The sequence below is a fragment of the Pseudomonas sp. Sample_11 genome, assembly GCF_004307505.1.
GTDB lineage: Bacteria > Pseudomonadota > Gammaproteobacteria > Pseudomonadales > Pseudomonadaceae > Aquipseudomonas > Aquipseudomonas atacamensis.
Genome location: NZ_RCOD01000039.1, coordinates 24,944 through 46,956 on the forward strand (window position 1 = coordinate 24,944; position 22,013 = coordinate 46,956).

The window sequence follows — 22,013 nt, forward strand, 5'->3', positions numbered from 1 at the left end:
TGCGCTGGTTCAGTTACATGAATATTGTCTGACCCAGCGCTTTCGCGAGCAGGCTCGCTGCCACAAAGGTTGTGGATGACGCTGGTATTTCAGGCAATAAAAAGCCCCGCCAGGCTTTCACCGGGCGGGGCTTTTTAATGGCTTCAGGAATTACACGAGTGGTTTAGGCTCGTGCTCTTTTTCCTGGGCTTCTTCGCGCTGTTCAACCGCGTCCTGAACGGAGCGTGGTGCTTCAGCGATCACCGCTTCAACCGATGCTTCTTCCGCGACCGGGGCAGGGGCTGCCTCGACCACTTCAGCCGCAGCGGCTGGTTCGGCAGCCACTGGCGCTGCAGCGGCAGCCAGTTCGGCTTCCTTCTGCAGACGCTCGGCTTCACGCTTGCGACGACGCACTTCACGCGGGTCGTTTGGCGCGCGGCCGTTCGGCGTCAGGGCGCTGACCGGAGCCGGCGTTTCAACCACTGGCGCTGGCGCTTCGACTGCGGCTGGTGCTTCTTCAACCTGAGCTTCGGCAACCGGAGCTTCAACCACTGGTGTCGGCGCCGGCTCTGCTGCTGCAACTACTGGCTCGGAAACCATGGCTTGCGGCACTTCGGCTTCAGCGACTGGCGCTGGGGCTTCGGTGACGGCTGGCTCGGCAACCCAGTTGAACGCAGTCTGCTCTTCGCGAACTTCACGCACGGTTTTGGTCACGTTTTCGCTGACGGTTTCTACCGCTGGCTCAGTGATGGCCGTTGGTGCTTCGACGACAGCTTCCGGCTCGGCAGGCGCTTCAACCTGAGGCTGAGCTTCGCGGACCGGAGCGACTTCGATTTCCGGTGCAGCAGTCGCTTCCACTGGAGTGGTGGCTTCGACAACCGGCGCTTCGACTGGAGCAGTTTCCAGTGTGGCGGCGGTGGCGCGTTCAGCCTGCTCGTGAGCTTCGGCTTCTGCCGGAGCGCTGATGGTGCTGCTGGCAACGGCGGCGGTGACGGCCAGGCCAGCGGCCAGATCGGCAGTGCTTGGCTCGCCAGCGTTTTCAGCGGACTCGGATTCTTCCGAACCTTCGATCACGTTGCCGTTGGCATCACGTTGACGCTCGCGACGGTTGCTGCGACGACGCTGGCCACGGGAGCGACGACGTGGACGATCGCCTTCGGCGTTATCCTGACCGTCTTCCGGCAGTTGCTCTTCGTTGTTGCTGTTCACTTCTTCTTCAGCGACGGCAGCAGCGGCCTGCTCGGCACGCGGTTGACGCTCTTCACGCGGTGGACGCGGAGCGCGTTCTTCGCGTGGCTGACGGGCCGGACGCTCTTCAGCGGTCACGGCAGCAACAGCTGCGGCTGCGGCTGGCGCGGCGTCCAGCGGCTCGCGCAGTTCACGCACGCGTTCTTCACGCTCGCCACGCGGCTTGCGATCTTCACGTGGGGCACGCGGTGCACGTTCTTCACGCGGGGCACGTGGTGCGCGCTCTTCGCGGGCTACCGGCGCTTCGCTGCGGGTTTCACGCGGCTCGCGGGCTTCACGTGGCTGGCGCTCTTCGCGCGGCTCGCGTGGTGCGCGCTCTTCACGTGGAGCACGTTCTTCGCGCGGCTTGCGTTCTTCATCGCGGCGACCGTTACGGTTGCGGCTCTGCTGACGACCGTTGCGACGCTCTTCGTTACGCGCTGGACGCTCGGTGGCAGCCGGTTTCGCAACCGCGACCGGTGCGGCTGGCTCTTCCTTGGTGGCGAACAGGCTGACCAGCGACTTCACCAGGCCCTTGAACAGGCTAGGCTCAGGTGCGGCAACCGGTGCAGGAGCAGGTGCGGCAGGTGCAACTTCAGTCGGCACCGGTGCATTGGCACGGGCCGGCGCGGTTTTCACTGCAGCTTCCTGGCGAACCAGAGTGCGAGTCGCAGCGGCTGGCTGGACTTCTTCGACTTCGGCAGCGGCGGCAGCGATTTCGTAGCTGGACTGGTTGGTCGCGGCTTCCGGGCTGTCGTCACGCAGACGCTGAACTTCGAAGTGCGGCGTCTCGAGGTGATCGTTCGGCAGAATGACGATACGGGCACGGGTGCGCAGTTCGATCTTGGTGATCGAGTTGCGTTTTTCGTTGAGCAGGAACGCAGCGACCGGGATCGGCACTTGCGCGCGAACTTCGGCGGTGCGGTCTTTCAGGGCTTCTTCTTCAATCAGGCGCAGAATGGCCAGCGACAGCGATTCAACGTCACGGATGATGCCGGTGCCGTTGCAACGCGGGCAGACGATGCCGCTGCTTTCGCCCAGCGATGGACGCAGGCGCTGACGGGACATTTCCAGCAGGCCGAAACGCGAGATGCGACCGATCTGCACGCGGGCACGGTCAGCTTCCAGGCATTCGCGGACTTTCTCTTCCACGGCGCGCTGGTTCTTGGCCGGGGTCATGTCGATGAAGTCGATGACGATCAGGCCGCCGATGTCGCGCAGGCGCAACTGACGGGCGATTTCTTCGGCGGCTTCAAGGTTGGTCTGCAGGGCGGTTTCTTCGATGTCGCTGCCTTTGGTGGCGCGCGCCGAGTTGATGTCGATGGACACCAGGGCTTCGGTCGGATCGATGACGATGGAGCCGCCGGAAGGCAGTTCGACGACGCGCTGGAATGCGGTCTCGATCTGGCTTTCGATCTGGAAACGGTTGAACAGCGGCACGCTGTCTTCGTACAGCTTGATCTTGCTGGCGTACTGCGGCATCACCTGGCGGATGAAGGTCAGGGCTTCGTCCTGGGCCTCAACGCTGTCGATCAGCACTTCGCCGATGTCCTGGCGCAGGTAATCGCGGATGGCGCGGATGATCACGTTACTTTCCTGGTAGATCAGGAAAGGCGCGGAGCGATCCAGCGAGGCTTCTTTGATGGCGGTCCACAGTTGCAGCAGGTAATCGAGATCCCACTGCATTTCTTCGCTGCTGCGGCCCAGGCCGGCAGTGCGCACGATCAGACCCATGTCGGCCGGAGCAACCAGGCCGTTCAGCGCTTCACGCAGTTCGTTGCGCTCTTCGCCTTCGATGCGACGGGAGATGCCGCCGGCACGCGGGTTGTTCGGCATCAGTACGAGGTAACGACCGGCCAGGCTGATGAAGGTGGTCAGGGCGGCGCCCTTGTTGCCACGTTCTTCTTTCTCGACCTGAACGATGACTTCCTGACCTTCGCTCAGGACGTCCTTGATGTTGACGCGGCCTTCTGGGGCTTTCTTGAAGTATTCGCGGGAGATTTCTTTGAGGGGCAGGAAGCCGTGGCGCTCGGAGCCGAAATCGACAAAGGCAGCCTCAAGGCTTGGTTCGATGCGAGTGATACGGCCTTTATAGATGTTGGCCTTCTTCTGCTCGCGTGCACCGGATTCGATGTCCAGGTCGTAGAGGCGCTGGCCATCTACCAGTGCAACACGCAACTCTTCGGGTTGAGTTGCGTTAATCAGCATTCTTTTCATGTAGTACCGTCGGTTTCCGGGCTGCCGGAAACGGCGTTCGGCACACACGACTTCTCACGGTCGGTGTCAGGTGCGTCGGGAGTGGTTGGCCATTCCCGTGTCCAGCGATGTGCGGCCAATTGGGCCGATACCGCGACGTACGCGTCCTGCTTGCTGTGGCTACTTAAGCACTCAGTCAGGAGGAGGAATCAACCAGCGGCTGTGGACGAGATGAAGCGTCTTGATCAAAGCTTGTTGCTACACAGTCCGGCGGTTGTGCATCTCCACCCTACACGTATCCCTGATAATTCGGGTGCTGCCGCGCGCAGAATCCGCAGCGGGTTGGCATTTACCGTGAGCTCCGAAAGGGGAGGTCACGCATCATGGCTAATTCAGGCGATGTTTCCGAAGCAATCGCTCGGGGTCATTCGCAGTCGACTGCACTTTGTGAACTGGCCTTGAATGTTGCCTGCCGGGCGAGTGAGAACTCTGCTCGGCGGTGTAATTCAGGCCTCATGTCACCTGCGCTCGTTACAACCGCAAACTCCACCGTTACGTAGCGAAAGCCCCGTAGGACGGCCTCGCGCCCTGGTGAATTGCGTTGGTCAGGGCCGGTCTTTGACCGTGGTTCCGCTGTCCAGGCCGCTTTTGGCGGCGTTCGCGACTATAGCAGCAATGATTAAGTGCTTCAATTCCATAAAAATTGTTATCATCCGCGGCATGACAACTACTGCCCCTTCGACTCCAGGCGTTCAACTGCTTGAAGTCTCGCCGGAGTATGCCGGCCAACGAATCGACAACTTTCTCCTCGCCCGGCTCAAAGGCGTGCCCAAGACCTTGATCTACCGCATTTTGCGCAAAGGCGAAGTGCGTGTGAACAAAGGTCGGATCAAGCCCGAATACAAGCTGCAGGCCGGCGATATCGTGCGCGTGCCGCCGGTTCGCGTGCCTGAGCGCGACGAACCGGTGCCGCTGGCCCAGGGGCTGTTGCAGCGCCTGGAAGCCTCGATCGTCTTCGAAGACAAAGCCCTGATCGTGATCAACAAGCCCGCCGGCATTGCGGTGCATGGCGGCAGCGGGCTGAATTTTGGCGTGATCGAAGCCTTTCGTCAGTTGCGTCCCGACGCCAAGGAGCTGGAGCTGGTTCACCGTCTCGACCGTGACACCTCCGGCCTGCTGATGATCGCCAAAAAACGCAGCATGTTGCGCCACCTGCACGAGCAGTTGCGCGGCGATGGCGTCGACAAGCGCTACATGGCGCTGGTCCGTGGCAACTGGGCAACCTCGATCAAGCAGGTTCGTGCACCGTTGCTCAAGAGCAATCTGCGTTCCGGCGAGCGCATGGTTGAGGTCAATGACGAGGGCAAAGAAGCCCTGACGCTGTTCAAGGTGCTGCGCCGCTTCGGCGATTTTGCCACCATGGTCGAGGCGAAACCGGTCACCGGTCGTACCCACCAGATTCGCGTGCACACCTTGCATGCTGGCCATTGCATTGCCGGTGACAGCAAGTATGGCGACGAGGATTTCACCAAGGAAATCCGCGATTTGGGTGGTAAGCGTCTGTTCCTGCACGCTTACATGCTGACCGTGCCGCTGCCCGACGGCGGCAAGCTGAATCTGCAAGCGCCCGTCGATGAAATGTGGGCCAAGACCGTGGAGCGATTGAGTGCGCCCATCTGATTACAAGCTGTTGATTTTCGACTGGGACGGCACCCTCGCCGATTCCATTCATCGGATCGTCGAGGCGATGCACTCGGCGTCCGGGCGTTCCGGTTTCGAGCTGCGCGATGACTTCGCCGTCAAAGGCATCATCGGTCTTGGCTTGCCGGAAGCGATTCGCACCCTATATCCCGAAATCAGCGACGCAGAAATGCTCGCGTTTCGCGAGTACTACGCCGATCACTACATCGCTGCCGAAGCCGTGCCTTCGCCGCTGTTCGAGGGCGTGGTCGAGTCGATGGCATCGTTTCGCGAGCAGGGTTATCACCTGGCGGTAGCGACGGGCAAGAATCGTCGCGGACTGGATCGGGTGCTCAAGGCCAATGGCTGGGAAGATTATTTCGATATCACCCGCGCTGCCGATGAAACTGCCAGCAAGCCACACCCTCTGATGCTTGAGCAGATTGTCAGCCACTGCGGCGTACGCCCGGAGCAGGCGTTGATGGTCGGTGATTCGTCGTTCGATCTGCTGATGGCGCGCAACGCGGGGATGGATTCGGTGGCGGTCAGTTATGGCGCGCAATCGATCGAGTCCCTGCAACAGTTCGAGCCGCGCCTGTCGATCGACCGTTTTTCTCAATTGCACGCCTGGCTGGGTCAGCGGGCTTAATACGTTTTTGCTGGGGTAGATGGCATGACCGACGAATGGAAAGCACCGGCCAAGGCAAGTGCCGACGACGGTGACGCGAAAAGCTGGAAGCTGTTGGAAAAGACTTTGCTGGCCGGCGTGCAGGAACAACGCCGTTCGCGGCGCTGGGGGATTTTCTTCAAGCTGCTGACGTTTGTTTATCTGTTTGTTGCGCTGCTGCTGTTCACGCCGCTGATGGACATGGAAAAAAGCGCCACCCGCGGCCCGAACTACACGGCGTTGATCGAGATCGATGGTGTAATCGCCGACAAGGAGCCGGCCAGCGCCGACAATATCGTTGGCAGCCTGCGCGCGGCGTTCGAAGACAAAAAGGTCAAGGGCGTGGTCCTGCGCATCAACAGTCCGGGCGGCAGTCCGGTGCAGTCCGGCTATGTCTATGACGAGATCAAGCGCCTGCGTGCGCTGCATCCGGAGATCAAGCTCTACGCGGTGATTTCCGATCTTGGTGCTTCGGGCGCCTATTACATCGCCAGCGCGGCGGATCAGATCTACGCCGACAAGGCCAGTCTGGTCGGCTCAATCGGCGTGACAGCAGCGGGTTACGGTTTTGTCGGCACCATGGAAAAGCTCGGGGTTGAGCGTCGCACCTACACCTCGGGTGAGCACAAGGCATTTCTTGATCCGTTCCAGCCGCAAAAGCCTGAAGAAACCGCCTTCTGGCAAAGCGTGCTCGACACCACGCACAAGCAGTTCATCAACAGCGTCAAGCAGGGTCGTGGTGATCGCCTGAAGGACAAAGAGCATCCGGAGCTGTTTTCCGGGCTGGTCTGGTCGGGTGAGCAGGCGCTGCCGCTGGGTCTGATCGATGGCTTGGGCAGTGCCAGTTCGGTGGCGCGTGATGTGATTGGCGAGAAGGAACTGGTGGACTTCACCGTGCAGGAATCGCCGTTTGATCGCTTCTCGAAAAAGCTCGGCGCCAGCGTGGCCGAGCAGTTGGCGATGTGGATGGGTTTTCACGGGCCGTCGTTGCGGTAAGACGGTTCAAGATCAAAAGATCGCAGTCTGCGGAGGCTCTTGCACGGATCGATGTAAGAGCTACCGAAGGCTGCGATCTTTTGCTTTCAAGGGATTTGCACACCCTCGACCAACAACATATCGATCAGGCGAATCAGCGGCAGGCCGATCAGGCTGGTGGCGTCCGGGCCTTCGGTCGATTGAAACAGGCTCACGCCGAGTCCCTCGGCCTTGAAGCTGCCGGCGCAGTCGTACGGTTGCTCGATGCGCAGGTAGCGTTCGATGCGCGCCTGATCCAGCTGACGCATGTGCACGGTAAACGGCACGCAGTCGACCTGGCATTGCCCGGTGTGGCTGTTGAGCAGTGCCAGGCCGGTCAGGAATGTCACGCTCGCGCCGCTCGCCGCCATCAATTGCTCGCGAGCCTTCTCGAAGGTGTGCGGCTTGCCGATGATCTGTTCGCCGAGGACGGCGACCTGATCCGAGCCAATGATCAGATGAGCAGGGTGGCTGTCCGCCAGGGCGCGGGCTTTTTCCTCAGCGAGGCGTTTGACCAGATCGATCGCGGACTCGCCCGGACGTTGGCTTTCGTCGATGTCCGGCGAGCTGCAGACGAACGGCAGGTGCAGGCGGGCGAGCAATTCGCGGCGATAAGTCGAGCTTGAAGCGAGTAATAAAGGCAGCATGGACGTCTCCTGGGGCAGGTGCGGATTCTAGCGGAGGCGCGCAAGTGACGGACAGGGCACAATTTCCTTTGACATGGGTGGGTGCATCCCTATAATGCTGCGCCTATGTTGAATGACCCGATTCCACCTCACGTTGACCCGCGCAAATTGGCTGACCGTGGCACCACCCTTCAAGGTGAACTGCTGCTGGCCGATTTGAAGAGACTTTGCGACCCGCTTTCCGACGATGTCGGTACGGTGCAGGCCAAATTCGTTTTTGAACGAGATGAACGTAAGTCTGTGGTCATCCACAGCTTTATCGACACCGAAGTCAAAATGGTTTGCCAGCGTTGTCTTGAGCTGGTCACCCTGCCGATCCACAGCGAATGCAGTTACGCGGTGGTGAAGGAGGGTGCGAATACCCAGTCGTTGCCGAAAGGTTATGACGTGCTGGAACTGGGCGAAGATCCATTGGATCTGCAGTCACTGATCGAGGAGGAGCTTCTGCTCGCCTTGCCCATTGTGCCTGCTCATCATCCGGAAGAATGCCAGCAGCCGGCGGGAGCAGATGAGCCCGAACCGAGCGAGGACGAGGTAACGCGGTCCAACCCGTTCAGTGTATTGGCGCAGTTAAAGCGTGACCCAAACGTTTAGGAGTTAATCAATTATGGCTGTTCAGCAGAACAAAAAATCCCGCTCTGCCCGTGACATGCGCCGTTCGCACGACGCTCTCGAGGCTAGCACCCTGTCTGTAGAAAAAACCACTGGTGAAGTTCACCTGCGTCACCACGTATCGCCAGAAGGCGTATACCGTGGCCGTAAAGTGATCGACAAGGGCGCTGACGAGTAATCACTTGTCTGCTCAAGTCATCGCGATTGACGCAATGGGCGGGGACTTCGGTCCCCGCAGCATTGTTCAGGCCAGTCTCGCTTGCCTGTCTGCTACACCCTCGCTGCACCTGACCCTCGTCGGTCAACCCTCCCTTCTTGAAGAACTGATCCACGGCCAGTCGGCTGCAGATCGCGCGCGCCTCACGATTGTTGCGGCCAGCGAAGTCATCACCATGGACGAGAAACCTGCCCAGGCCCTGCGTGGCAAGCCGGATTCGTCGATGCGTGTGGCCCTCGAACTGCTGCGCGATGGCAAGGTGCAGGCCTGTGTCAGTGCCGGCAATACCGGTGCGTTGATGGCCTTGTCGCGTTTCGTGTTGAAGACATTGCCGGGCATTGATCGTCCGGCCATGGTCGCGGCCATTCCGACGCAGACCGGTTATTGCCAGTTGCTCGATCTGGGCGCCAACGTCGATTGCAGTGCCGAGCATCTGTTGCAGTTCGCGGTGATGGGTTCGGTGGCCGCGCAGACCTTGGGCATCGCCCGTCCACGTGTTGCGTTGCTGAACATCGGCACCGAAGACATCAAGGGCAATCAGCAGGTCAAACTGGCCGCAACGCTGTTGCAGGCTGCGCGCGGGATCAACTACATCGGCTTTATCGAAGGCGACGGCTTGTATCGCGGTGAGGCCGACGTGGTGGTGTGTGACGGCTTCGTCGGCAATATCCTGCTCAAGTCCAGCGAAGGTCTGGCGACGATGATTGCCGCGCGCATCGAGGCGTTGTTCAATAAAAACTTGGCCTCGCGCGCTGTCGGCGCTCTCGCGCTGCCGTTGATGAAGCGTCTGCAAGCTGATCTGGCCCCGGCGCGACATAATGGCGCAAGCTTTCTCGGCTTGCAGGGCATCGTTGTGAAAAGCCACGGATCGGCCGGGGTGCAGGGCTTTCAGAGTGCCATTCAACGGGCGCTGATCGAGATTCAGGAGAACCTGCCCGAGCGTCTCCACGGTCGTCTGGAGGAACTGTTGTCTTAGGCGTTTTCGTCGGACAATGCTTAAATGTGACCGCCCGGTTCAAAGGGCCATCCAAACTGTCAGTTTCTGGCGTCCCCAACGGGGCGTTATTTTCCGACGACAAGATCATTAGGGGCTTGTTACATGTCTGCTTCCCTCGCATTCGTCTTTCCAGGACAGGGTTCGCAGTCCCTCGGCATGCTGGCCGAGCTGGGCGCGCAACATCCGCTGATCCTCGAAACCTTTCAAGAAGCCTCTGCTGCGCTGGGCTATGACCTGTGGGCACTTACCCAGCAGGGTCCGGAAGAGCTGCTCAATCAAACCGACAAAACCCAACCGGCCATTCTGACCGCTTCGATCGCCCTGTGGCGTCTGTGGCTGGCCGAAGGCGGCGCGCGTCCGGCATTCGTCGCCGGCCATAGCCTGGGTGAATACAGCGCGCTGGTTGCTGCCGGCAGCCTGAGCCTGGCTGACGCGGTCAAGCTCGTCGAGCGCCGTGGTCAGTTGATGCAGGAAGCGGTGCCGGCCGGGCAGGGCGGCATGGCCGCGATCCTCGGCCTGGAAGATGCCGACGTGCTGGCTGCCTGCGCCGAAGCGGCGCAAGGCGAAGTCGTCAGCGCGGTGAATTTCAACTCGCCGGGCCAAGTGGTGATCGCCGGTGCCAAGGCCGCCGTCGAGCGCGCCATCGAGGGTTGCAAGGCCCGTGGTGCCAAGCGCGCCATGCCGTTGCCGGTGAGCGTGCCGTCGCACTGCGAGCTGATGCGTCCGGCTGCCGAGCGCTTCGCTGAATCCATCGCCGCCATCGACTGGCAGGCGCCGCAGATCCCCGTGGTGCAGAACGTCAGCGCACAAGTGCCGGCCGATCTGGAAACCCTCAAGCGCGACCTGCTCGAACAGCTCTACAAGCCAGTGCGCTGGGTTGAATCGGTACAGACTTTGGCCGCCAAGGGCGCGACCAATCTGGTCGAGTGCGGCCCGGGCAAAGTCCTCGCTGGCCTGAACAAACGTTGCGCCGAAGGCGTTTCGACTTCCAATCTCAATACCCCAGACGCCTTCGCTGCCGCTCGCGCAGCGCAGGCCTGAATCAGGAGAAACTTGCATGAGTCTGCAAGGTAAAGTTGCACTGGTTACCGGTGCAAGCCGCGGTATCGGCCAGGCCATCGCGCTGGAACTGGGTCGTCAGGGCGCCATCGTTGTCGGCACCGCGACCTCCGCTTCGGGCGCCGAGCGCATTGCCGCGACCCTGAAGGAAAACGGTATCCAGGGCGCCGGTTTCGAACTCAATGTCACCAGTGACGAATCGGTCAGCGCCGTGCTGGCAGGCATTCAGGAGCAGTTCGGTGCGCCGGTGGCGATTCTGGTCAATAATGCCGGTATCACCCGCGATAACCTGATGATGCGCATGAAAGACGACGAGTGGTACGACGTGATCGATACCAACCTGAACAGTCTGTATCGCCTGTCCAAGGGCGTTTTGCGTGGCATGACCAAGGCGCGCTGGGGTCGAATTATCAGTATTGGCTCGGTGGTGGGTGCCATGGGCAACGCCGGCCAAGTAAACTATGCAGCCGCCAAGGCCGGTCTGGAAGGTTTCAGCCGGGCGATGGCGCGTGAAGTCGGTTCGCGTTCGATTACGGTCAACTCGGTAACCCCAGGGTTCATCGACACCGATATGACCCGCGAGCTGCCTGAAGCACAGCGTGAAGCCTTGCAGACGCAGATTCCGCTGGGTCGTCTGGGGCAAGCTCAAGAGATCGCGTCCGTGGTCGCTTTTCTTGCATCCGACGGTGCGGCATACGTTACCGGGGCTACAATCCCGGTGAACGGTGGGATGTACATGTAAGTAAAATGTGACGGATTGCTTCAAAAAAATGTCATACGAGCTGTCTAAAATCCGTTATAAAGCTGCAATCTATTTATAGGCAGAGGGTCGCAGGGTTTGAGGAGTGAAGCTTTCAGTTGAAAAACTGAAAAGGCTTTCTATACACTTACCCACTGGCCAGCTGCCTGAATTTGTCCATTAGGAGTGAAAACAAGGTATGAGCACCATCGAAGAGCGCGTCAAGAAAATCGTTGCCGAGCAACTGGGTGTTAAAGAAGAAGAAGTGGTCAACACCGCTTCCTTCGTAGAAGACCTGGGTGCCGACTCCCTTGACACCGTTGAGCTGGTGATGGCTCTGGAAGAGGAATTCGAGACCGAAATCCCTGACGAAGAAGCTGAAAAGATCACTACTGTACAAGCTGCAATCGACTACGTTACCAGCCACCAGGCGTAACAGTTTGTAATCGTTGCTTGCTGTCATGGAAAAACCGCACTGCCATCATGGCGTGCGGTTTTTTCTTTAGGCCTGATGCAAAGTCGTCATTTGAAAAAGGAGAGTGCTGTGTCGCGTAGACGCGTCGTAGTCACCGGTATGGGTATGTTGTCGCCACTGGGCACGGATGTGCCGAGCAGTTGGCAGGGCATTCTGGCTGGCCGCAGTGGCATTGGTCTGATCGAACACACCGACCTTTCTGCCTATTCGACCCGCTTCGGTGGTTCGGTCAAAGGCTTCAATGTCGAGGAATACCTGTCGGTCAAGGAAGCGCGCAAGCTCGACCTGTTCATTCAGTACGGCCTCGCCGCAGGCTTTCAAGCCGTGCGCAACGCCGGTCTGGAAGTCACCGATGCCAACCGTGAACGCATTGGCGTGGCCATGGGTTCGGGGATTGGCGGTCTGACCAACATCGAAGAGACCAGCCGCACCCTGCACGAGACCGGTCCACGACGGATCTCGCCGTTCTTTGTGCCTGGCTCGATCATCAATATGATTTCCGGTTTCCTGTCGATCCATCTGGGCGCACAGGGACCCAATTACGCCATCGCCACCGCGTGCACCACCGGTACGCACTGCATCGGCATGGCGGCGCGCAACATCATGTACGACGAAGCCGACGTGATGATCGCCGGCGGTGCGGAAATGGCCGCCTGCGGTCTGGGCATGGGCGGCTTCGGCGCGTCCCGTGCGCTGTCGACCCGCAACGACGAGCCGACCCGTGCCAGCCGTCCATGGGACAAGGGCCGTGACGGTTTCGTCCTGTCCGACGGTGCTGGCGCTCTGGTTCTCGAAGAGCTCGAACACGCCAAGGCCCGTGGCGCGACGATCTACGCCGAGCTGATCGGTTTCGGCACCAGTGGCGACGCGTTCCACATGACCTCGCCACCCGCCGATGGCGCCGGTGCCGCGCGCTGCATCACCAATGCCCTGCGCGATGCGAAAATCAACGTCGACCAAGTGCAGTACATCAACGCCCACGGCACCTCGACCCCGGCCGGCGACCTTGCCGAAGCCAATGCGATCAAGTCGGTGTTCGGCGATCACGCCTACAAGCTGGCGGTCAGCTCGACCAAGTCGATGACCGGCCACCTGTTGGGTGCGGCGGGCGCGGTCGAAGCGATTTTCAGCGTGCTGGCGATCAACAGCCAGGTGGCACCGCCGACCATCAACCTTGATGAGCCGGACGAAGGCTGCGATCTCGATTTCGTCGCGCACACCGCGCGTAACATGGACATCGATGTCGTGCTGTCCAACTCCTTCGGTTTTGGCGGCACCAACGGCACGCTGGCGTTCCGCCGGTTCGCCGGCTGATGGACAGCTGGGTCGACGGTCAACCGGCTGACGCGCTGTCGCTGAAAGATCGCGGCCTGGCTTACGGCGATGGTCTGTTCGAGACCATTGCCGTGCGCAGTGGACAGCCGGTCCTGCTGGATCGACACCTGACGCGCCTGGCCGATGGCTGCGCGCGTCTGGCCATTGCGACCGATCTCGAGCTGGTTCGCCATGAGCTGCTCAGCTATGCCGCTGCGATGGGCGAGGGCGTGCTCAAGCTCATCCTCACGCGTGGCGACGGCTTGCGCGGTTATGCGCCCGATCCTGCGGCGCAGGGCCGACGCATTCTGCAAGGCAATCCGCCGGCGGCTTATCCCGCTGCCCATGCCGAGCACGGCATCCGCCTGTATCCCTGCAACACGCGTTTATCTACGCAGCCGTTGTTGGCCGGGCTCAAACATCTGAATCGACTGGAGCAGGTACTCGCCCGCGCCGAATGGCAGGACAGCGAGCATGCCGAAGGCTTGATGCTTGATCAGGCCGGGCGCGTCGTTGAGGGCGTGTTCAGCAATATTTTCCTGGTGCGCGACGGTGGTCTGATCACGCCCGACTTGAAGCACTGCGGGGTCGCAGGTGTGATGCGCGCGGAAATATTGTTTCAGGCCGAGTCGCTGGCCATCCCCACGCAAATCGCCGATATCAGCCTCGAACAGCTGCAATGGGCTGATGAATTGTTTGTCTGCAACAGCGTTTATGGCGTCTGGCCGGTACGCGCCTGTGCTGCACTGAGCTGGCCGGTTGGCCCGCTCACCCGTAAACTGCAAACCATTGCCCGCGCGCTACTGGATGCTTGATTCGTGAGACGTAAACTTTTGCTGCTGCTGGAAACCGGACTGGTTCTGGCAGGGCTGCTGTTGGGCGCCAGCGCCTGGAAAATTCATTCGGCACTGGAACAGCCCCTGAACATCCCGCAGGAACAACTGCTGGATGTGCCGAAAGGCTCTACACCGACCCGTACCTTCCTTGAACTCGAAACCGATGGCGTCATCAAGGACGCGTTCTGGCTGCGCGTCTACTGGCGCTTCAATCTTGCCGGCACGCCGATTCACAGCGGCGAGTACCGCATGCAGCCGGGCATGACCGTCAACGGTCTGATCGATTCGTGGAAGCGCGGCGACGTGGTTCAGTACAGCCTGACCCTGGTCGAAGGCTGGACTTTCCATCAAGTGCGCGCCGCCCTGGCCAAGGACGACAAGCTCGAGCAGACCCTCACCGGCCTGAGCGACAGCGACGTCATGGCGAAGATCGGCCACAAGGGCTTGTTCCCAGAAGGCCGGTTTTTCCCGGATACCTATCGCTTCGTGCGCGGCATGTCCGATGCCGAGCTGTTGAAGAAAGCCTTTGACCGTCTCGACGAAGTGCTCGCCAAAGAGTGGGCGCAGCGTTCTGCCGATGTGCCTTACAGCGAACCTTATCAAGCGCTGATCATGGCCTCGCTGGTCGAGAAAGAGACCGGCGTTCCGCAGGAGCGCGGGCAGATTGCCGGCGTCTTTGTACGGCGCATGGCGCTGGGCATGCAGTTGCAGACCGATCCGACAGTGATTTATGGCCTCGGTGATCGCTACACCGGCAAACTGACCCGCGCACATTTGAAAGAGCCGACGCCTTACAACACCTACGTGATTCCAGGCTTGCCGCCGACGCCGATTGCGATGGTCGGGCGCGAAGCGATTCATGCTGCGCTCAATCCGGTGGAAGGCAGCAGCCTGTATTTCGTCGCCCGTGGCGATGGCAGCCACGTGTTCTCCGATGATCTGGATGCGCACAACAACGCGGTGCGCGAATACCAGCTCAAGCGCCGTGCCGATTACCGTTCCAGCCCGGCACCAGTAACCGCGCCGGCCACCGATGAGGCCATTCCGGCGGCCTCGCCGAACACCGCGCCCGAGGCGCTGCCCGAAGTGCCATCGAAAGCGCCGCCGCAAGATCCGGCGCCAGCCCAAGAACCGGACGCCGCTACACCACAGAACGCGCAATGACTTTGATGAAGGACTGCCTGTGACTGGCTTGTTTATTACCCTGGAAGGCCCGGAAGGCGCGGGCAAGAGCACCAATCGCGAATACCTCGCCGAGCGCCTGCGCGCCGCCGGTATCGAAGTGCTGCTCACTCGTGAGCCCGGCGGTACACCGCTGGCCGAACGGATTCGTGATGTCCTGCTGACCCCGGCCGACGAAGTGATGCACCCGGACGCCGAGCTGTTGCTGGTGTTCGCCGCGCGCGCCCAGCATCTGGCAGAGGTGATTCGCCCGGCGCTGGCCCGTGGCGCTGTGGTGCTGTGTGATCGTTTCACCGATTCAACATACGCCTATCAGGGCGGCGGTCGTGGTTTGTCGCTGGAACGCATCGCCACGCTGGAAACATTCGTGCAGGGCGACTTGCGGCCCGATCTGACACTTATTTTCGATCTGCCCGTAGAGATCGGTCTGGCCCGCGCCAGTGCCCGTGGCCGACTGGATCGTTTCGAACTCGAAGGCCGGGCGTTTTTCGAAAACGTGCGCAATGCGTTCCTGAAGCGCGCCGAAGCCGATCCTTCGCGCTATGTGCGCATCGATGCTGGTCAGCCATTGGCCAAGGTCCAGCAATCACTGGACACCTTACTGCCGAATCTGCTGGAGCTGGCCCGTGGCTGAGGCCTATCCATGGCAGGACAGCCTCTGGCAGCAACTGGCCGGACGCAGTCAGCATGCCCACGCGTACCTGCTGCACGGTCCCGCCGGTATCGGCAAACGTGCTCTGGCCGAACGCCTGATGGCCAGCCTGCTGTGTCAGCGTCCTACGCCTGAGGCGTGCGGCGAGTGCAAATCCTGCTTGCTGCTCAAGGCCGGCAGTCATCCGGACAATTACATCCTGGAGCCGGAAGAGGCGGACAAGGCGATCAAGGTCGATCAGGTTCGTGATCTGGTCAGTTTCGTCGTGCAGACCGCGCAGCTCGGCGGGCGCAAGGTGGTGTTGATCGAGCCGGTCGAGTCGATGAACATCAACGCTGCCAACGCCTTGCTCAAAAGCCTTGAAGAGCCGTCCGGCGATACTGTTCTGCTGTTGGTCAGTCACCAGCCGAGCCGTTTGTTGCCAACCATCAAGAGCCGTTGCGTGCAGCAGGCCTGCCCGCTGCCGGGCGAGGCGATGAGCCTGCAATGGCTGGCCCAGGCGCTGCCGGATTGCGCGGAAGACGAGCGCGTCGAACTGCTGACGCTGGCCGCCGGGTCGCCGCTGATGGCGGTCAGCCTGCAATCGCAAGGTGTGCGTGAACAGCGCGCGCAAGTGGTCGAAGGCGTGAAGAAGTTGCTCAAGGGCCAGCAATCGCCGACGCAACTGGCGGAAGAATGGAAAAGCATTCCGATGTTGCGTCTGTTCGACTGGTTCTGCGACTGGTCGAGCCTGATCCTGCGCTATCAACTGACTCAGGACGAAGCCGGCCTCGGCCTGGCCGATATGCGCAAGGTCGTGCAGTACCTGGCCCAAAAGAGCGCGCAGGGCAAAGTGCTGGATATTCAGGACTGGATTCTCGCCCAAAGGCAGAAAGTGTTGAGCAAGGCCAACCTCAATCCGGCGCTTTTGCTGGAAGCATTGTTGGTGCAATGGGTGGGATTGCCTGGTCAAAGATAAGAATGTGTACCTAGACTCTGAAGATCAGCAGTGGAGGTGAACATGATTGAACCTGTCAGCCCGGGGCCGCGTAACGGCATCTTGTCCCTGACCATCAAGGACAAGTCGGTGCTTTACGCCGCCTACATGCCGTTCATCAAGAATGGTGGTCTGTTCATCCCGACCAACAAAAGCTACCGGTTGGGCGACGAGGTGTTCATGCTGTTGCACCTGATGGACGAAGCGGAAAAAATCCCCGTCGCCGGCAAAGTCGCCTGGATCACCCCCAAAGGTGCACAAGGCAATCGCGCCGCCGGTGTCGGCGTGCAGTTCAATGACGGCGACGACACTGCGCGCAGTCGCATCGAAACTCATCTGGCCGGAGCGCTGAAATCCGACCGTCCCACTCATACGATGTAAGTTGCAGTCCTTTTTATGCTCGTAGATTCCCATTGCCACCTTGATCGTCTCGACCTCGCCGCCCATGACGGCTCGCTGGATGCCGCACTCGCTGCGGCCCGCGAGCGTGGGGTCGGACACTTTCTGTGCATCGGCGTCAGTGCCGACAACGCCGCCGACGTCAAAGCCCTCGCCGAGCGGTATGCCGATGTTGATTGTTCGGTCGGCGTGCATCCTCTTGATGTGCAGCCGGGCGCGGCACCAGCGCTGGACTGGCTGCTGCACGAACTTGATCACCCGAAAGTGGTGGCGATCGGCGAAACCGGTCTCGACTATCACTACGAGCCGGAAGCCGCCGAGTTGCAGCAGGAGTCGTTTCGCCTGCATCTGCAAGCGGCACAACAGACCGGCAAACCGGTGATCATCCACACCCGTGGCGCCCGTGCCGACACCCTGGAACTGCTGCGCGAAGCGGCGCTGCCCCAGGCGGGTGTGTTGCATTGCTTCACCGAAGACTGGGACATGGCCAAAGCGGCGCTGGACATGGGCTATTACATTTCCCTCTCGGGCATCGTCACGTTCCGCAATGCCGACGCCTTGCGTGATGTGGCGAGCAAAGTGCCGGCCGATCGCCTGCTGGTGGAAACCGACTCGCCGTACCTCGCGCCGATCCCGTATCGCGGCAAGCCGAACCTGCCGCAGTACGTGCGCGAAGTGGCGGAGTTTCTGGCGATGTTGCGTGGTGAAAACTACGAGCGCTTTGCCGAGCAGACCACAGAAAACTTCAAGCGTCTGTTCCCGCTGGCGAGTGTTAAATCTGCCGTATGACGGCTGGCCAAATCGCAGGCAAAAAAAAACCCGGGTTCTGGGGGGTGAATCCGGGTTAAGACCATTAGGAGTAAAACAAAGGCACGCGGTCCGTTGGTACCTTTACCGGCGCGACACTTGGGGGAGATGTCGCCCGACAGTTCAAGTATTGATCAGTCTGGCGTGCAGTCCAGTGAGCCGGTCGGGGTTTTTAAACAAATTTGGAATACGTTTGCTTCAGTTGAGTTCTCATTGCACCCGAATCGTTCTCGAAATGAACAAGAAACACAGATTTGGTCGATGAACCGTGCTTTTTTGCGCAAGTTAGGCATAATACGCGGCTTCGAATTTTGACCCTTCAGACCTTTTTCTTATGCATAAAGAACCTCGTAAGGTCCGTGAATTTCGTCGCCGCGAGCAGGAAATTCTCGATACCGCGCTCAAGCTGTTCCTCGACCAGGGTGAAGACAGTGTCACCGTCGAGATGATTGCTGATGCCGTGGGTATCGGCAAAGGCACGATCTACAAGCACTTCAAATCCAAGGCGGAGATCTACTTGCGCCTGATGCTCGACTACGAGCGCGATCTGAACGAGCTGCTGCATTCGGCCGATGTCGACAAGGACAAGGAAGCGCTGTCGCGCGCCTACTTCGAATTCCGCATGCGCGACCCGCAGCGCTATCGCCTGTTCGACCGCCTCGAAGAGAAAGTGGTCAAGGGCAATCAGGTGCCGGAGATGGTCGAGGAGCTGCACAAGATCCGTGCCTCGAACTTCGAACGCCTGACCCTGCTGATCAAAGGTCGCATCAGCGAAGGCAAGCTCGAAGATGTGCCACCGTACTTCCACTACTGCGCATCCTGGGCGCTGGTGCACGGCGCGGTGGCGCTGTATCACTCGCCATTCTGGAGCAACGTGCTGGAAGATCAGGAAGGCTTCTTCCAGTTCCTGATGGACATCGGCGTGCGCATGGGCAACAAGCGCAAGCGCGACCCGGAAACGCCGAGCACATAAGTCATTCAGCGGGCTGATTGCGCCGTGTTTTCACAACATGGCGCAATAGCACAGGAATATACTCAGGCATAGGGCTTGCTAAAACCTGATTTCTCAGTCAAGTTTTGCTCGCTCGATTTTCTTTCGCCGGAGTGTTTCATGATCGTTGACCGTCAAGGCAGGCGTTTTCGCAATCTGCGCATCAGCCTGACCTCTGCCTGCAATTACGCCTGTACCTACTGCGTGCCCAACGGCAAGCGGTTGGTCGCTGCGCAGGATGAACTGTCGGCCGAAGCCATGGCACGCGGCGTCGAATACCTCATCGAAGCGGCCGGCATCGAGCGCCTGCGCATCACCGGCGGCGAGCCACTGGTCAGCCCCAAACTCGAATCGTTCATGACTGCCGTCGGCCAGATGGGCCTCGACGACATCAGTCTGACCACCAACGGTCAACTCCTCGCGAAAAAACTGCCGCTGCTGGTCGATGCCGGACTGCGCCGGATCAACGTTTCCCTCGATACTCTCGATGCCGCTGCTTTTCGCAGCATCGCTCGTGGCGGTGATCTGGCCAGCGTGCTCGATGGCATGGATCAGGCTGCCGCAGCCGGGATGAAGATCAAGGTCAACATGGTGCCGTTGCGCGGGCAGAACCTCGATCAGGTCATGCCGCTGCTTGATTACTGTCTGGAACGCGGCTTCGAACTGCGCTTCATTGAGCTGATGCGCATGGGCCACCTGGCCAAGGATTCCAATGCCTTCCTGCAGCAGTTCGTCAGCCTTGAGCAGTTGCTCGGCCTGATCGGCGAACGTTATGAATACGCCCAGACCGACGCACCGGTGGACGCCACGGCTGTGCGCTATGCGATTCCCGGTCGCGGCAATTTCGGGGTGATCGCCAACGAAAGCGTGCCGTTCTGCCGTACGTGTTCACGCTTGCGCCTGTCGTCGACCGGTTGGCTGCATGGCTGCCTGTCGTCGAGCAACCGCCACTATGTCGGCGATCTGCTCGACAAGCCGCGCCACCAGGCGTTGCCGGCGCTGCAACGTTTGCTGGTCAAGGCGTTGGGTGACAAGCAGGAGGTGGCGTTCTCCGGTGGTGCGACCGTCATGAAGATCATAGGCGGCTGATTAACCGCCTTCGCGAGCAGGCTCGCTCCCACAGGGAACGCCTTTCAAGGAAAATGCCGAGCTGGCGCAAAAGCTGCATCCAACGGCCATTCGCCGGTTTTCCGACACCGGCTTCTGGAGGAATAGGATGCGTAGCCTGGTTTTGCTGCTGGCCGTTTTGGCGCTTGGTGGCTGCATGAATGTCAGCGATATGGCCGAAGGCACTCGTTATCACATGAGCGATGCGGGGCTTCTGGACCACAGCGACAGCCGCCGGGTGAACAATATCCGCATTCAGCCGGACTCGTTCATCTTCATCGCCCAGGGCGCGTTCGCACCGCCGGGTGGTTCCTATCCACGGCCGAACGTGGTCGCCGAAGAAGCCTTCAAGGGCTTTGTCGAATATTTCCCGATGGTCCGCCGCGCCCGTGCGCCGGAAGGCCTCGATCAAGCCATGGGCGAAGCCCGTGATGCCGGCGCGCATTATCTGCTGTACACACGTTTCGCCAAGGCTGACGACCGCATCGGCAACTCTGACGAGTGGCTGGACCAGGAAGCCGTGGATCGCCTCGGTATCGATGGCGGCGTGATTCAGATCATGTTGATCGAGACCAGCACCCAGTATTTGATTGATACTGCACGGATCAAGAGTCGTGGCGGTTTACTGACGTTCCATGACTCCAAACCCGAAGACCTCATCGGTCCGCCGCTGGCGCAATACGCACGCAGCCTGCTGGGGATCGGCGACCAGTAATCAAGGAGTACGCCATGAGTGACCCGCAAACAGCCAATGACCTGCTGGGGCAGATCCCCAAGACCAAAGGCCTGCCACCGGTGCATTTGTGGAACCCGGATTTCTGCGGCGACATCGACATGCGCATCGCCCGCGACGGCACCTGGTACTACCTGGGCACGCCGATCGGGCGCAAGCCGATGGTCAAACTGTTCTCCACCATCATCCGCCGCGACGGCGATGATTATTTCCTGATCACCCCGGTGGAGAAGGTCGGGATCAAGGTCGATGACGCGCCGTTCGTGGCGGTTGCCGTTGACGTGGAGGGGGAGGGCGAGGCGCAGGTTTTGCGCTTTACCACCAATGTCGAGGAAACCACCGAGGCGGGGGCAGAGCATCCGCTCCGTGTCGAGATTGATCCTGAGACCCAGGAGCCTGCGCCTTATGTGCATGTGCGCAGCAACCTTGAAGCGCTGATTCACCGCAATGTGTTTTACCAGTTGGTGGAACTGGCGGTGAGCCGCGAGATCGATGGTCAGCGCTGGTTGGGCGTGTGGAGCGGCGGCGAATTCTTTCGCATCGGCCTGGAACCCTGACACAACATCAAAATGTGGGAGCGAGCCTGCTCGCGAACGCGCTGTATCAGTCGCCAGCAATGTTGACTGACACGACGCTTTCGCGAGCAGGCTCGCTCTCACAATGGTTTGTGCAAGCTGAAAAAAATCCGATTGACTGTTATTCGTATGATGATTAGCGTAGGCACCCATCGCGATTCGCCTTGAGGTGTACATGTCCAGCAGCTTTCATGCGTCGACCGTTGACTGGCTGGGTAGCTGGATTGCAGCCGGTCAGGTCAAGCCGGGGCAGACCATCAAGGTCGAGGCGGATCTGGGCGAACAGCTTGGTGTCAGCCGCACGGTGATTCGCGAAGCCATCAAAACCCTCGTCGCCAAAGGCATGCTCGAAGTCGGGCCGAAAGTCGGCACGCGGGTGTTGCCGGTCCGGCGCTGGAATCTGTTCGATCCGCAAGTGGTCGGTTGGCTATCGCGCAACGGCTTGCCGGAAAACTTCGTCGATGACCTGCTGGATTTGCGCCGCACCATCGAGCCGATGGCGGTGCGCTGGGCCTGTGAGCGCGCAACGCCGGAGCAGATCGAAGCGGTGCAATTGGCCTTCAACGCACTGGAACGTGCGGTCGACAGTGGCATCGATTACAACCGTGCCGACCAGGCCTTCCACGAATGCATTCTTGCCGCCAGCCATAATCAGTTCATCGAACAAATGGTCCCGGCCCTCGGTGCGTTACTGGCGGTGTCGTTCGAAGTCTCCGCCGCCGACCCCGATGAATTGCGCCGCACCTTGCCGATCCATAAAGACATGGCCGATGCCATCGCCGCGCGCGATTCGACCCGTGGCGTGTGGGCGTGCATGACCTTGATCGACAACGCCGACCTGGCGATAAAACGCTTTTACCCGAAAGTCATGGCGGACCGCAAAGCCAGCTGAA

Annotated in this window: 23 protein-coding genes; 21 read left to right on the forward strand and 2 right to left on the reverse strand. The window is 60.3% G+C overall.

Annotated elements, in window-relative coordinates:
* Positions 1 to 150: 150 nt before the first annotated feature.
* Complete coding sequence (gene rne / locus D8U60_RS09600; RefSeq protein WP_130899996.1) at positions 151 to 3,423, reverse strand: ribonuclease E; 3,273 nt, start codon at positions 3,421 to 3,423, stop codon at positions 151 to 153.
* A gap of 699 nt (positions 3,424 to 4,122) precedes the next feature.
* Here rne and rluC point away from each other — a divergent pair.
* Genes rluC through sppA form a run of 3 tightly spaced genes read left to right on the forward strand, consistent with a single transcriptional unit; the run spans position 4,123 to position 6,745 of the window.
* Positions 4,123 to 5,082, forward strand: a complete 960-nt coding sequence (gene rluC / locus D8U60_RS09610; RefSeq protein WP_016770994.1) for a 23S rRNA pseudouridine(955/2504/2580) synthase RluC — start codon at positions 4,123 to 4,125, stop codon at positions 5,080 to 5,082.
* A complete protein-coding gene (locus D8U60_RS09615; protein WP_041479448.1) occupies positions 5,069 to 5,731 on the forward strand; it encodes an HAD-IA family hydrolase in 663 nt (220 codons plus the stop codon). The genes rluC and D8U60_RS09615 overlap by 14 nt, the downstream gene beginning before the upstream one ends.
* Positions 5,732 to 5,755: 24 nt before the next feature.
* Positions 5,756 to 6,745 carry a signal peptide peptidase SppA gene (gene sppA / locus D8U60_RS09620; RefSeq protein ID WP_076563808.1) on the forward strand — a complete coding sequence of 330 codons (990 nt, stop codon included), beginning with the start codon at positions 5,756 to 5,758 and terminating at the stop codon, positions 6,743 to 6,745.
* Positions 6,746 to 6,831: 86 nt separating this feature from the next.
* Here the strand turns inward: sppA and D8U60_RS09625 are convergent, their stop codons facing one another.
* Positions 6,832 to 7,410 (reverse strand): nucleoside triphosphate pyrophosphatase, encoded by a 579-nt coding sequence (locus tag D8U60_RS09625; protein ID WP_130899997.1) that lies wholly within the window; start codon positions 7,408 to 7,410, stop codon positions 6,832 to 6,834.
* A gap of 105 nt (positions 7,411 to 7,515) precedes the next feature.
* Between D8U60_RS09625 and D8U60_RS09630 the strand changes: the two genes are divergently transcribed.
* From D8U60_RS09630 to D8U60_RS09715, 18 genes are all read left to right on the forward strand, one after another.
* Entirely contained in the window at positions 7,516 to 8,043 is a 528-nt protein-coding gene (locus tag D8U60_RS09630; protein WP_003204262.1) for a YceD family protein, read from the forward strand.
* Between the two features lie 13 nt (positions 8,044 to 8,056).
* On the forward strand, positions 8,057 to 8,239 hold the full coding sequence (gene rpmF, locus D8U60_RS09635; RefSeq protein ID WP_003179396.1) for a 50S ribosomal protein L32: 183 nt from the start codon (positions 8,057 to 8,059) through the stop codon (positions 8,237 to 8,239).
* 4 nt (positions 8,240 to 8,243) lie between these two features.
* Positions 8,244 to 9,254, forward strand: a complete 1,011-nt coding sequence (plsX, locus tag D8U60_RS09640; protein WP_130899998.1) for a phosphate acyltransferase PlsX — start codon at positions 8,244 to 8,246, stop codon at positions 9,252 to 9,254.
* A 123-nt stretch (positions 9,255 to 9,377) separates the two neighbouring features.
* Positions 9,378 to 10,316 (forward strand): ACP S-malonyltransferase, encoded by a 939-nt coding sequence (gene fabD, locus D8U60_RS09645; protein WP_024013921.1) that lies wholly within the window; start codon positions 9,378 to 9,380, stop codon positions 10,314 to 10,316.
* Between the two features lie 16 nt (positions 10,317 to 10,332).
* On the forward strand, positions 10,333 to 11,076 hold the full coding sequence (gene fabG / locus D8U60_RS09650) for a 3-oxoacyl-ACP reductase FabG (protein ID WP_016770989.1): 744 nt from the start codon (positions 10,333 to 10,335) through the stop codon (positions 11,074 to 11,076).
* A 196-nt stretch (positions 11,077 to 11,272) separates the two neighbouring features.
* Positions 11,273 to 11,509: an acyl carrier protein gene (gene acpP / locus D8U60_RS09655; protein ID WP_003175607.1), complete on the forward strand. Its 237-nt coding sequence runs from the start codon at positions 11,273 to 11,275 to the stop codon at positions 11,507 to 11,509.
* Between the two features lie 108 nt (positions 11,510 to 11,617).
* A complete protein-coding gene (gene fabF, locus D8U60_RS09660; RefSeq protein WP_038860467.1) occupies positions 11,618 to 12,862 on the forward strand; it encodes a beta-ketoacyl-ACP synthase II in 1,245 nt (414 codons plus the stop codon).
* Entirely contained in the window at positions 12,862 to 13,677 is an 816-nt protein-coding gene (gene pabC / locus D8U60_RS09665) for an aminodeoxychorismate lyase (RefSeq protein ID WP_130899999.1), read from the forward strand. Before fabF ends, pabC begins: the two co-directional genes overlap by 1 nt.
* A gap of 3 nt (positions 13,678 to 13,680) precedes the next feature.
* Positions 13,681 to 14,862: an endolytic transglycosylase MltG gene (gene mltG, locus D8U60_RS09670; protein WP_130900000.1), complete on the forward strand. Its 1,182-nt coding sequence runs from the start codon at positions 13,681 to 13,683 to the stop codon at positions 14,860 to 14,862.
* A 19-nt stretch (positions 14,863 to 14,881) separates the two neighbouring features.
* Complete coding sequence (gene tmk / locus D8U60_RS09675; protein ID WP_016770985.1) at positions 14,882 to 15,514, forward strand: dTMP kinase; 633 nt, start codon at positions 14,882 to 14,884, stop codon at positions 15,512 to 15,514.
* Positions 15,507 to 16,490 (forward strand): DNA polymerase III subunit delta', encoded by a 984-nt coding sequence (locus tag D8U60_RS09680; RefSeq protein WP_016770984.1) that lies wholly within the window; start codon positions 15,507 to 15,509, stop codon positions 16,488 to 16,490. Before tmk ends, D8U60_RS09680 begins: the two co-directional genes overlap by 8 nt.
* A 42-nt stretch (positions 16,491 to 16,532) precedes the next feature.
* Complete coding sequence (locus tag D8U60_RS09685) at positions 16,533 to 16,889, forward strand: PilZ domain-containing protein (protein WP_016770983.1); 357 nt, start codon at positions 16,533 to 16,535, stop codon at positions 16,887 to 16,889.
* A gap of 15 nt (positions 16,890 to 16,904) precedes the next feature.
* A complete protein-coding gene (locus D8U60_RS09690) occupies positions 16,905 to 17,696 on the forward strand; it encodes a TatD family hydrolase (RefSeq protein WP_110645998.1) in 792 nt (263 codons plus the stop codon).
* Positions 17,697 to 18,048: 352 nt separating this feature from the next.
* Complete coding sequence (locus D8U60_RS09695) at positions 18,049 to 18,687, forward strand: TetR/AcrR family transcriptional regulator (RefSeq protein WP_016770981.1); 639 nt, start codon at positions 18,049 to 18,051, stop codon at positions 18,685 to 18,687.
* Positions 18,688 to 18,825: 138 nt separating this feature from the next.
* Positions 18,826 to 19,794, forward strand: a complete 969-nt coding sequence (locus tag D8U60_RS09700; RefSeq protein WP_076563802.1) for a radical SAM protein — start codon at positions 18,826 to 18,828, stop codon at positions 19,792 to 19,794.
* Positions 19,795 to 19,921: 127 nt separating this feature from the next.
* A complete protein-coding gene (locus tag D8U60_RS09705) occupies positions 19,922 to 20,527 on the forward strand; it encodes a DUF4823 domain-containing protein (RefSeq protein ID WP_024013915.1) in 606 nt (201 codons plus the stop codon).
* Positions 20,528 to 20,541: 14 nt separating this feature from the next.
* The gene (locus D8U60_RS09710) at positions 20,542 to 21,102 is read left to right on the forward strand and encodes a DUF1285 domain-containing protein (RefSeq protein ID WP_073472283.1); all 561 of its coding nucleotides are present in this window, start codon (positions 20,542 to 20,544) and stop codon (positions 21,100 to 21,102) included.
* A gap of 193 nt (positions 21,103 to 21,295) precedes the next feature.
* Positions 21,296 to 22,012, forward strand: coding sequence for a FadR/GntR family transcriptional regulator (locus D8U60_RS09715; RefSeq protein WP_039760144.1), 717 nt, complete (start codon positions 21,296 to 21,298; stop codon positions 22,010 to 22,012).
* Position 22,013 lies beyond the last annotated feature (1 nt).

Coding starts and splice junctions, on each gene's coding strand:
- rne (WP_130899996.1), bottom strand. CDS start 3,423: ATGAAAAGAATGCTGATTAACGCAACTCAACCCGAAGAGTTGCGTGTT.
- rluC (WP_016770994.1), top strand. CDS start 4,123: ATGACAACTACTGCCCCTTCGACTCCAGGCGTTCAACTGCTTGAAGTC.
- sppA (WP_076563808.1), top strand. CDS start 5,756: ATGACCGACGAATGGAAAGCACCGGCCAAGGCAAGTGCCGACGACGGT.
- D8U60_RS09625 (WP_130899997.1), bottom strand. CDS start 7,410: ATGCTGCCTTTATTACTCGCTTCAAGCTCGACTTATCGCCGCGAATTG.
- D8U60_RS09630 (WP_003204262.1), top strand. CDS start 7,516: ATGTTGAATGACCCGATTCCACCTCACGTTGACCCGCGCAAATTGGCT.
- rpmF (WP_003179396.1), top strand. CDS start 8,057: ATGGCTGTTCAGCAGAACAAAAAATCCCGCTCTGCCCGTGACATGCGC.
- fabD (WP_024013921.1), top strand. CDS start 9,378: ATGTCTGCTTCCCTCGCATTCGTCTTTCCAGGACAGGGTTCGCAGTCC.
- fabG (WP_016770989.1), top strand. CDS start 10,333: ATGAGTCTGCAAGGTAAAGTTGCACTGGTTACCGGTGCAAGCCGCGGT.
- acpP (WP_003175607.1), top strand. CDS start 11,273: ATGAGCACCATCGAAGAGCGCGTCAAGAAAATCGTTGCCGAGCAACTG.
- pabC (WP_130899999.1), top strand. CDS start 12,862: ATGGACAGCTGGGTCGACGGTCAACCGGCTGACGCGCTGTCGCTGAAA.
- D8U60_RS09685 (WP_016770983.1), top strand. CDS start 16,533: ATGATTGAACCTGTCAGCCCGGGGCCGCGTAACGGCATCTTGTCCCTG.
- D8U60_RS09690 (WP_110645998.1), top strand. CDS start 16,905: ATGCTCGTAGATTCCCATTGCCACCTTGATCGTCTCGACCTCGCCGCC.
- D8U60_RS09695 (WP_016770981.1), top strand. CDS start 18,049: ATGCATAAAGAACCTCGTAAGGTCCGTGAATTTCGTCGCCGCGAGCAG.
- D8U60_RS09700 (WP_076563802.1), top strand. CDS start 18,826: ATGATCGTTGACCGTCAAGGCAGGCGTTTTCGCAATCTGCGCATCAGC.
- D8U60_RS09705 (WP_024013915.1), top strand. CDS start 19,922: ATGCGTAGCCTGGTTTTGCTGCTGGCCGTTTTGGCGCTTGGTGGCTGC.
- D8U60_RS09710 (WP_073472283.1), top strand. CDS start 20,542: ATGAGTGACCCGCAAACAGCCAATGACCTGCTGGGGCAGATCCCCAAG.
- D8U60_RS09715 (WP_039760144.1), top strand. CDS start 21,296: ATGTCCAGCAGCTTTCATGCGTCGACCGTTGACTGGCTGGGTAGCTGG.